The organism is Methylobacterium sp. P5_C11 (genome assembly GCF_054049775.1).
This window is the reverse complement of sequence record NZ_JBFULS010000091.1, coordinates 1-10,473: the sequence shown is the minus strand read 5'-3', so window position 1 is coordinate 10,473 and position 10,473 is coordinate 1. Positions and strand designations below refer to the sequence as shown.

Below are 10,473 nucleotides of genomic sequence, written 5' to 3'. Positions count from 1 at the left end.
CTCAGCGTCCGTAGATATCCTCGACGCGGATGATGTCGTCCTCGCCGGTGTAGGATCCGACCTGGACCTCGATCAGCTCCAGGGGGATCTTGCCCGGATTGGCCAGGCGATGCATCGAGCCGATCGGCAGGTAGACCGCCTCGTTCTCGTGGACCAGCACGATCCGGTCGTCGATCGTCACCTCGGCGGTGCCGCGCACCACCACCCAGTGCTCGGCCCGGTGGTAGTGCTTCTGCAGCGACAGGCGCCCACCCGGCACCACCTGGATCCGCTTCACCTGGAACCGCTCGCCGAGGTCGATCCGCTGGTACCAGCCCCACGGCCGGTACATCCGCAGATGCGCGTCCGCCTCCGGCGCGCCTGCGGCCCGCAGCGCCGTGACCAGCTCCTTGACCTGGCCCGAATGCGCCTTGGACGCCACCAGCACCGCGTCGGGGGTCGAGACCACCACGACGTCCTCCAGGCCGACCACCGCGGTCAGGCCCTCGCCCTGGCTGTGCACGAGGCTGTTCTTCGTGTCGATCAGCGACACCCGGCCGCGCACGGCGTTGCCTTCCGCGTCGTGGTCCAGCACCTGCCAGACCGCGTCCCAGGTGCCGACATCCGACCACGCAAACGACACCGGCAGCACCCCGGCCCGGGCGGTGCGCTCCATCACCGCGTAGTCGATCGAGATCCTGGGCGCCCGCGCGAAGGCCGCCGCGTCCAGGCGCACGAAGTCGAGGTCGGTCACCGCCGCCGCGTACGCCGCCTGCGCGGCGGACAGCACCTCGGGCACGAACGCCTCCAGCTCGGCCAGCATCAGGTCGGCGCGGAACAGGAAGTAGCCCGAGTTCCACAGGGCGCCGTCGGTGATCAGCGCCTCGGCGCCGGACCGGTCGGGCTTCTCGACGAACTTCTCCACCCGGGCCGCGCCCGGCGCCTCGGGGATCGGCGTGCCGCGGCGGATGTAGCCGTAATCGGTGGCCGGGCGGTCGGGCTCGATGCCGAGCGTCATCGTGTAGCCGGCCCGGGCACCTTCGGCCGCGCGCCGCACCGCGTCCACGAAGGCGTCCGTGTCGGGCACGACGTGGTCGGCCGCCAGGATCAGCACCACGGCCTGCGGGTCGCTGGCCGCGGCGTGCAGCGCCGCCACCGCCACGGCGGCGGCGGAGTCCCGGCCCTGCGGCTCGAGCAGGATGTCGGCCGACAGACCCAGCTGGTCGCGCTGCTCGGCGACGATGAAGCGGGCCTCCGCCGAGGCGATCACGGTCGCCTTCGCGAACACGGAAGCGTCCGACACCCGCGCCAGCGTCGCCTGGAAGGTCGAGGTCGTCGCGTCCACCAGCCGGGCGAACTGCTTCGGCATGCTCTCCCGAGACGCCGGCCACAGACGCGTCCCCGTCCCTCCACACAGGATCACGGGCCTCACCGCAGCGCTGCTCGACATCAATATTAACTCTCGAGAAATTGCCGAAAAACGACGGATATCTACATCGCATCGTAGACAAAAATTGAAATAACGCGCAATTACTTAGAAGCCGCAAAACGCACGCACACCGAACACCGATGCGTGAGCCGGACCCGGCCGCGGCAGGTCCCGACGGCCCGCGCGCTACGGGCCGGACAAGGTCCTCGCGGCCAAGCCGCCGGTCGGTGGCGGACGCGGCAGCGGCCTGAACCGCGCCGGCGGCGCATCGCTCTCCGCGATGTCGGCCCCGCCCTGGAGATGTCTGGCGAGGAACGCGACGATCAGGGTGTCGAGATCGGACCTGAGGCGGCGCCGGTCGAGGGGCCGCGCGTCGAACAGCGCGCGGAACGGCGGAATGGACAGGCGATCCGAGAAATCCGTGTGCGTCGCGTCCCTGACGCTGAAGGCCACGCTGTCGCGCGGCATGTCGGGCCGATCATGGAGATCGTACGTGTCGCGGGTCGTGACGCTCTCGAACCGGAACGGAAGATCGCCCGAGGCGAGATCGGCCGCCGATGGATAGGGGAGATCGCTCGTCAGGAAGAGATACGGCACCGCCGGCGGCCAGATCTCGGTCGCGATCACGTCGCCGTCGAGGTTGATCGCGGCGCGCACGCGGGCCGTATCCCGGGCCATCGCGGCCGCCACGCTGCCGCCGAAGGAGAAGCCCAGGACCCCGATGCGGGCGGGATCGATCATCGGTGCGACGGCGGGATCGCGAATGAGCGCGTCGAGCGTCGCGTCGGCCGTCCGGGCGGCCAGGAGCACCCGCCGCCGGGACAGCGTGCGGGAGGCCGTGAAGCGATCCTCGGATTCGAAGTCGAGGGCGGAAACCTGCGCGGCACGGTCCTCGCCGGCCAGCGGCGCGCCGTGGATGACGTCATCCACGGCGGCAACCACGAAGCCGTGGCTCGCGAGATCGGCGGCCAGGAAGGTGTTCTCGTGCCGCTCCGAGAACCATGACGGCAGAAGGAGCACGAGGGGGTGCGGTGCGCCCGTGGCGGGCGGGACATCCCACGGCGCGACCGCCTGCGTCGGCGTCATCTGAGCCAGCACGACGGCCTTGATCCGAGCGGCGAGGCCGATGCCGTCGGTCGCGGCCGGGTACCACAGGTCGACGGACCGATGATCGCCGACCGTGACGGTGCTTCTGCCGACCGGGAAAGCCCCGGTCTGCACGGGCCGCGGCAAGTCCAGGAAGGCGAGCGCGCGCAGATGCTCCCGGGCGAGGACCGCGATCGCGGCGACGGACGCCAGGAGGCAGGCCGTCAGGGCGATCGCCAGACGCCTGCCGCGCCCGCGCCCTGACGCAGTCATTTGAACGCGCGCTCCGTTCTCGCCAAGCTGGCGAGCCCCGCGTGCAGGCGCTGCGCGAGGACGGTCAGCGCCGGGTCGTCGAGTGCCTTGACGTCCGGATCGCTGATCAGCTGAACGATCATGGGACCCGTGATCGTGCCGGTCCAGCCCAGGGTGTCGTCGAAGCCGGGGCCGTGGGGCGATTCATCACCCAGGAACTGCAGGACGCGCCCCGCATAGGGCTGTGGCCGATACAAATTACGCGCGTTCATGAGATAGAGGAGCCAGCTGTCGGCGGTCTTGGAGCCGGTCCGCGGCGGCATTTCCTTGATCAGCTTGAGGAACAGCAGAACCTTCAGGATGCCGAGCCGGTGGGTGATCGAGTAATTCCCGAGGAATTCCGCGACGGTCTTCTTGCCCTTCACCACGAGGCCGAGGCTCTCGCGCACGTGCCGGAGCCGGATCTGAGCCCGCTTCCGGAACGGCAGGCGCTCGTAATAGGTCGGATGCCAGCCGTTCACGAAGGCCAGCAGCTCCACCGCCTCGCCGTCGGCCTCCAGCTGCTGCGCGATCTCGTAGCCGATGACCCCGTGGACGCAGAGCCCGAACAGGATGTAGGGCCCGCGGGGCTGGACCCGGCGGATGAGGCGAACGTAGTCGCTGGCGATCTCCTCGAGCGATCGACCGTCCTCCTCCGGGACGCCGGCCGAATCCATCGTCTGGATGCTGTAGAAGGGCCGGTCCTGCCCGACGGCCTGGGCGAGGTCCCGGTAGGACAGCAGGTGATTGATGGCGATCACCGGCGTCCCGTCGCCATGGGGCTGCACGACGACGATCTGCCCGTCATCGGCCGCCGGCTGGAGGGAGGCGACGTACTGGGCGAAAGCCTTCAGGGTGGGTGAGCGGAACAGGGAGACGACCTCGACCGGGCGTCCCAGCTTTCGTCCCACCTGGACGCAGATCCGCACCGCCAGGAGCGAGTGTCCGCCGAGATCGAAGAAGTTCGAATCCGCGTGCACGGGGGCGACGCCGAGGATTTCCTCCCAGACCGACCGGATCATCGCTTCGAGATCGGCGGACGGCGCGTCGGCGGCCGGAGCCGGGGGGACGATGCGCGGCGCCGGCGGCAGGGCACGGCGGTCGACCGCCCCGCTCGCCGTCCGCGGCAGGGCGAGCAGGACGCTCACGCCCGCGGGCGGCCGGCGCAGCCCGGCATCCCGCGCGAGATGGCCCATGAGCGTCGCCGGAAGCGTCTCGAGCGGCTGGCGGACATGGTCGGCCGGGACGACGAAGGCGTAGGGCGCGGCGTCGGCCTCCCGGCCGGCGGCCGGGACCGCGACGGCCTCCGCCACGAGGGCGTCGCGGAGCAGGGCCTCCTCGACGGCGGCGAGGTCCTCGGCATTCGCAGGGCCGGCCGTCAGCTGCGTGGCGATCGGCAGCGCCGAGAGCGGCGCCTCGGCGTCCTCGAGGACCTGATCCAGGGCCGCCCGCCAGGCCGCGAGCAGGGCGTCGGCGGTCGCACGCGTGAAGAGGTCGGTGTTGTATTCGAGGGCGAGGCGCCAGCCGCTCGGCCAGCGCACCAGGAAGAAGTTCAGCTCGTAGAGCGAGCCGGGCGACAGCGACGGCTTCGCCTTCAGATTGAACTGGCCGTACGTGTCCTCGCGGATGACCTCGTGGAGCACCGCGAAGTTGATCGAGATCAGCGGCGTCCGGGACGGGTCGCGCGGCGGGTTCAGGAGTTCGACCAGATGGTCGAAGGGCATCTGCTGATTGATCAGCGCGTCCTGCACGGTGCGGTTGGCGCGCCGCATGAAGTCGCGCAGGCTCGGGTCGCCCGCCGCGTCGATGCGCAGAACCAGGTTGTTGAGAAAGACGCCGATCAGCACTTCCAGATCGGGGTGGTGTCGCGAGGCGAGCTGGGTCCCGATGACCACATCGGTCTCACCGGTGAAGCGGTGCAGGGCCGCCGCCACCGCCGCGTAGCCGAGGCCGAAGAGCGTCACCTGCTCGGCCTTGGCGGCGGCGTCGAGGGCGTCGCCGAAATCGTGCGGGAGCATCTGCGCGATGATCTCGCCGTTCGAGGTCGGCGTCTCCGGGCGCGGGAAATCCGCGCCGACCTCGAAATAGGGTGCGTCGGTGAGGTGCCGGCGCCAGTATTCGGCCTCTGCCTGGAAGCCGCGGCTGCTGAACATCGCCTTCTGCCAACGGGCGTAGTCGCCGTACTGCATCGGGAGTTCGGGCAGGGCCGGGTCGGTGCCGCCCTGCAAGGCGGCGGCGACCATGCCGAATTCGCGGGCGAGCAGGCTGATCGAGAAGCCGTCGAACGCGATCTGGTGGACCGTGACGAGGAGAACGGCGTTCTCCGCGCTGAGCCGGATGAGGGTGACGCGCAGCAGCGGCAGCCGGTCCAGCTGGAACGGCACCATCGCCTCGCGCTTGGCGAGGTCGAGGGCTTCCTCGGCCCGCGCGGCCTCCGGCACGATGGTGAGGTCGACCTGCGAGAGCTTGAAGCGGAGGTGGGGCATCACCTCCTGCACCGGCTCGCCGTCCAGCTCGTAGAAGCGGGTCCGCAGGATCTCGTGCCGGTCGACCAGGGCCTGGAACGCCCGTTCGACGATGGCCGGTGAGAACTGTCCCTCGAGCTCCCACCGAAGGGCGATGTTGAGGATCGTCGAGCCAGGCCGTAGCAGGTCGATGAACCAGCAGCGCCGCTGCGACGAGGAGCAGGGAAAGATCAGCGCCTCGGGTGCCGGATGGCTCGCGATCTGGATCGGACGGCCGGTCATCGGGCGCTCCCGTTCAGGTTCGTGGCGTCGCGCCGGAAGGCGCGGAGCGAGGGCAGCGCCATGACGGATGCGCCCGTCGTGGCCTGATCCGCGATGGCGGCGAGCGCCGCGATCGTCGGGTGTTCGAGCACGTGCTTCGCCTCAAGCTCGATCTTCTCGTCCATCAGCCGGGCCGCGATCCGGAAGACGTGGATCGAGTCGGCGCCGAGGGCGAAGATGTTGTCGTCGACCCCGATGTCGTCGACCTTCAGGACGCTCTTCCAGATCGCCGCGATCTGCGCCTCGCGGGGATTGCGCGGCAGCACGATCGGGCGGTCATCCCGCCGCGCGGCGGCGTCCGGCTCGGGCAGGCTCTTGCGGTCGAGCTTGCCGTTGGCCGTCATCGGCAGCGCATCGAGGCTCTGCCAGAGCGCCGGGACCATGTAGTCGGGCAGCTTGGCCGCCACGTGGGCGGCGAGGCCGGCCGGCGTCACGCTCTCGCTCGCCGCGACGTAGTAACCGACGAGGCTCGCGGCGTCGCCGCGCTTGACGAGGCCGACGGCGCTCGCCGCGACGCCCGGATAGGCGCGCACGACCGTCTCGATCTCCTCCAGGTCGATCCGGAAGCCGCGCAGCTTGATCTGCTGGTCGGCCCGCCCGCTCAGGTGGATGGCGCCGTCCGGCCCGCGGCGGGCGAGGTCGCCCGTCCGATAGAGGCGCTCGACGCCCCGGCCCGGGACCGCGATCTCGCGGAAGGCGTCGGCCGTCAGGTCCTCGCGCTGGAAGTAGCCGTGCGCGAGGCCCGCACCACCGATGTAGAGGTCGCCGAGGACCCCGACGGGGGCGAGCGCCGCGTCGCGGTCGAGGACGTAGAGCTGGGTCCGGGCGACGGGACCGCCGATGGTGATCGGACCGGCACCGACCCGGGCCACGCTCGACCAGATGGTGGTCTCGGTCGGCCCGTAGAGGTTCCAGAGTTCACCGCCCTTCGCGAGGAGCGCGTCCGCGAGGTCGCGCGGCAGCGGTTCGCCGCCGCAGAGCATCTTGAGGCCCGGTCCCGGCTCGAAACCCGCCTCCAGCAGGATCCGCCAGAGCGAGGGCGTGGCCTGCATCACGGTGGCACCCGAGGTCTTGATCCGGCCGAGCAGGCCGAAGCCGCCCCGCACCTCATCCCGGTCCGCGATCACCGTGCGGCCGCCGAGGATCAGCGGCAGGAACAGCTCGAGGACCGAGATGTCGAAGGTGGTCGTGGTCACGGCGAGCAGCGTATCGTCCGCGCCGAAGCCGGGCTCGACCGCCATCGAGCGCAGGAGGTTGACGACCGAGGCGTGACCGACCTCGACACCCTTGGGCGTGCCGGTCGAGCCCGAGGTGAACATGACGTACGCGGCCCGGTCGGGCGTCGCCGCCGCATCGGCCGGGAGCGGGGCGGCCTCGGGCAGCGGCCGATCGATCCGCAGGAGCGGCAGGCCGCCCTCCGCGATGGCGGCGGTCGTCGGTCCGTCGCAGAGCAGGAGGGCCGGCTCGGCGGCGGCGAGGACCTGGCGCGACCGCGCGAGCGGATGCGCCGAGTCGAGGGGCACGTAGGCGTGGCCGGCCATCATGATGCCGAGCATCGCCGCGACCATGTCGGGGGAACGCTCGACGGCGAGGCCGACGCGGGAGGGCGTGGCACCCGCCTGCGCCCGGACGCAGCGGGCGATCGCGGTGGCCCGCTCCGCGAGCTGACGGTAGCTCCAGCTCGCGCTGCCGCAGTCGATCGCGATCGCGTCCGGCGTCCGCGCGGCCTGGGCGGTGACGAGGGCGTCGACCGTGGCCTCGTCCTGCGCGACGGCGGGGGACCGGTTGAGATCCTCCACCAGCCAGCGCACCTCGTCCCCGGACAGGATGGGCAGGGCCTCGATCCGGCAGGCCGGATCCGCGGCGACCGCGGCCAGGATGGTCCGAAGGTGGCCGATCCAGCGGTCGATCGTCGCCGCGTCGAACAGGTCCGTGCTGTAGTCGCAATCGATCTTCAGGCCGTCATTCGTCTCGGCGATGTTGAGGAACAGGTCGAAGTTGACGAAGGCCTTCGGGTTCGACGTGAAATGCGCGTCGAGCCCCGCGAAGTCGAGCTTGTCGTTCAGCCGCTCGAGGTTGAACTGGATGCTGGTCAGGGGCAGCCGGTTGAGTTCGCGCGGGATCTCGAGGCGCTGGACCAGCGTGCCGAGGGTCGTGTCCGGCTCATCGAAGGCAGCGAGGACCTTGTCCCTCACCGTCCGGAGGTGAGCCGCGAAGGCCTCGTCGCCGGCGAAGGGCGCACGCAGCGGCAGGAAGTTCACGCAGTGGCCGACGAGGATCGCCTCGTCGAGCCCGTTCTGCGCGGCACTCGGCACGGCCATCACCACGTCCTGCGAGCCGGCGAGGCGTCCGAACAGCACCTGCGAGGCCGCGAACAGGGCCGCGAAGAGCGTGCAGCCCTCGCGCGCCGCGGCCGTCTTCACCGCCCGGGTCAGGTCGCCCTCGATCCAGGTCGTCAGCGTCGCGCCGCGGAAGGATTTCGGCTGGACCGGGGCACGGTCGGTCGGCAGATCCACCGGCCGGGGCAGCACCTCGAACTCGCGGCGCCAGAAGTCGGAGACCGCGCCGGTGTCCTGGGCGGCGGTGTCGAGGGCGTATTGCCGGAACGGCAGGGGCGCCGGCAGATCGGCGGTCCGGCCCGCGCGGCGGGCGGTGTAGAGGGCCGCGAGTTCGCCCATCAGGATGTTGATCGACCAGCCGTCGCAGACGATGTGGTGCGCGGTCAGCACGAGCACGTGCCGATCCGCCGCGCGGGTGACGAGCCTGCACCGCACGAGCGGGCCGGTCGCCATCGCGAAGGGCGTCCGGGCGTCCGCGGCGAGGAGTTCGGCGAACGCGGCCTCCGGGTCGGGCGCGCCGGTGAGATCGACGCAGGGCAGTTCCAGCTTGAAGCTGTCGGCGACCTGCATGGTCGCGCCGCTTCGCCCGATCCGCGCCCGCATGGCATCGTGCCGGGCTACGAGGTCGTCGAGCGCCCCCTCGAGGGCCGCCCGGTCGAGGCTGCCGGTGAGGTGGAGCGACACCGACTCGTTGAAGGCACAGGAGGCGCTGTCGCCCAGCTGGGCTGCGAGCCAGACTTCCTTCTGCGCCTGCGTCAGGGGCGTCTCGCTCGGGAGGACGCGCACCACCGCCTCATCGGCGGCCGGCAGCGCGGGCGCCACCGGCGTGAGGACGCCGGCCTCCTGGAGATCGTCGAGGGCGCGGGTGAACACCCGCGCGATCCGCTCCAGGTCCGCGTCCGAATGCGCCGTGGTGATGAAGCACGGGAAGCCCTCGAGGATGTGGATCCCGTGAAGCCGCATGTACGGGAAGATCAGGCTCCCGAGCCGGCCTTCCCGCGTGGTGTCGAAGTAGAACCAGCTGCTGCAGCGCTCGATCCGAGAACCGAGCCCGCGCCGGGCGAGGTCGTCGTTCAGGCGCTCCACGAGGAGCCGCATGCGCTCCGAGAGGGTCTCCTGCAGCGCCGGCCCGTGCTCCTTGAGATGGAGCAGGACCGCGTGGACCGCGGCCAGGACCAGGGGATGGCGCACGAAGGTGCCCGCGAAGAAGGTCGGGGCGACCTCGGGGAACGACGCGTCGCCGTAGCACCACTGTCCGCCGTCGAGGGCGTCCATGAACCGGGCGCTGCCGGCCAGGATCCCCACCGGCATGCCGCCGCCCACCACCTTGCCGTAGGTGGCAAGGTCGGCCCGGATGCCGAGCACGGCCTGCATGCCGCCGGGGTGGACCCGGAAGCCCGTGATCACCTCGTCGAAGACGAAGGCGGTGCCGCTCGCCTCCGTGATCGCGCGCAGTTCGCGCAGGAACGGCTCCGGCGCCACGTCGGGGTGGCGGCTCTGGACGGGCTCGACGATGACCGCCGCGATGTCCTCCGCGTTGTCCCGGATCCAGGCGAGACTCTCGGGCGCGAGGTAGGGCAGCACCACCATGTTGCTGACGCCCTCCCGCGGGATGCCGGGCGCGACTGGGACCGCCCCGATCGTGCCGCTGCGGCCGGACGCCTTCACGAGCACCTCGTCGAACTGGCCATGATAGTCGCCGGAGAAGATCACGACCTTGTCGCGGCCCGTCACCGTGCGGGCGATGCGCATCGCCGCCATCACGGCCTCGGACCCGGTGTTGCAGAAGGTCACGCGCTCGTTGCCGGTGAGCTCGGCGAACAGGGCCGCCGTCTCGCCGGCGAGCGGGCTCTGCGGGCCGATGGCAAAGCCGCGATCGAGCTGCGCCTTCACCGCGTCGATCACGAAGTCCGGGGCGTGGCCGAAGGCCGTCTGCCCGAACCCGTTGACGAGGTCGACGTACTCGTTGCCGTCGACGTCCCAGATCCGCGACCCCTTCGAGCGCTCGCAGATCACCGGGTAGACGAGTTCCTTCCACTCCTGGCGGAAGCCCGCGGCGCTGCGCGGATCCGCGAGAACTGACCGGAAGGCCTGCGCGCGCTCCTTGGAGAGCGGCGTGCGCGCGTTGTAGCGGGCCACCAGATCGTCGATGAAGCTGCGCTGGCGCGGCGTGATCTCGCCGACCGCGCTGGCGCCGGGCCGGTAGAGGCGGTGGCGGGAGGACCCCTCGTCGGAGACCGGGATGGCGGCTCGGGAGGCGGGCTCAGGCGCCGCGGCCGGCGCGGCAGCAGGGGCCGCAGCAGGAGCCGCGACAGCGGCGGCCGGCGCGGCGGCAACGACGCTCTGAGGCACGGGGGCGGCCGGAGCGGCGCCGAGCAGGCTGCACTGCTGCGCGAGGAGGGTCTGCATCGCCGAGAGCTGCGCGTGCAGGAGCCCGTGGAGGCCGCTGTCGCCCGGCGCGGCGCCGGTGCCGACGAAGGCGAGCGGGAGGCTCACCGGAACCGGGGCCGCCGCCAGGGCCGCGACGGGGGCCGACGGGATGGGCGCGGCCGCGGCCGGGGCC

General features: G+C 71.3%; 4 protein-coding genes. All 4 read right to left on the bottom strand.

The features are described 5' to 3' along the window. Nucleotide 1: 1 nt before the first annotated feature. Nucleotides 2-1,429, bottom strand: a complete 1,428-nt coding sequence (locus ACXJKQ_RS26830; RefSeq protein ID WP_457108719.1) for a mannose-1-phosphate guanylyltransferase/mannose-6-phosphate isomerase — start codon at nucleotides 1,427-1,429, stop codon at nucleotides 2-4. A 165-nt stretch (nucleotides 1,430-1,594) separates the two neighbouring features. Further along, nucleotides 1,595-2,767: an alpha/beta hydrolase family protein gene (locus tag ACXJKQ_RS26825; RefSeq protein WP_457108718.1), complete on the bottom strand. Its 1,173-nt coding sequence runs from the start codon at nucleotides 2,765-2,767 to the stop codon at nucleotides 1,595-1,597. Continuing rightward, the gene (locus ACXJKQ_RS26820) at nucleotides 2,764-5,532 is read right to left on the bottom strand and encodes a condensation domain-containing protein (RefSeq protein ID WP_457108717.1); all 2,769 of its coding nucleotides are present in this window, start codon (nucleotides 5,530-5,532) and stop codon (nucleotides 2,764-2,766) included. Before ACXJKQ_RS26820 ends, ACXJKQ_RS26825 begins: the two co-directional genes overlap by 4 nt. Further along, nucleotides 5,529-10,473 (bottom strand): amino acid adenylation domain-containing protein (locus tag ACXJKQ_RS26815; RefSeq protein ID WP_457108716.1); only part of this gene is annotated, 4,945 nt, incomplete at its 5' end. The genes ACXJKQ_RS26815 and ACXJKQ_RS26820, both read right to left, overlap by 4 nt.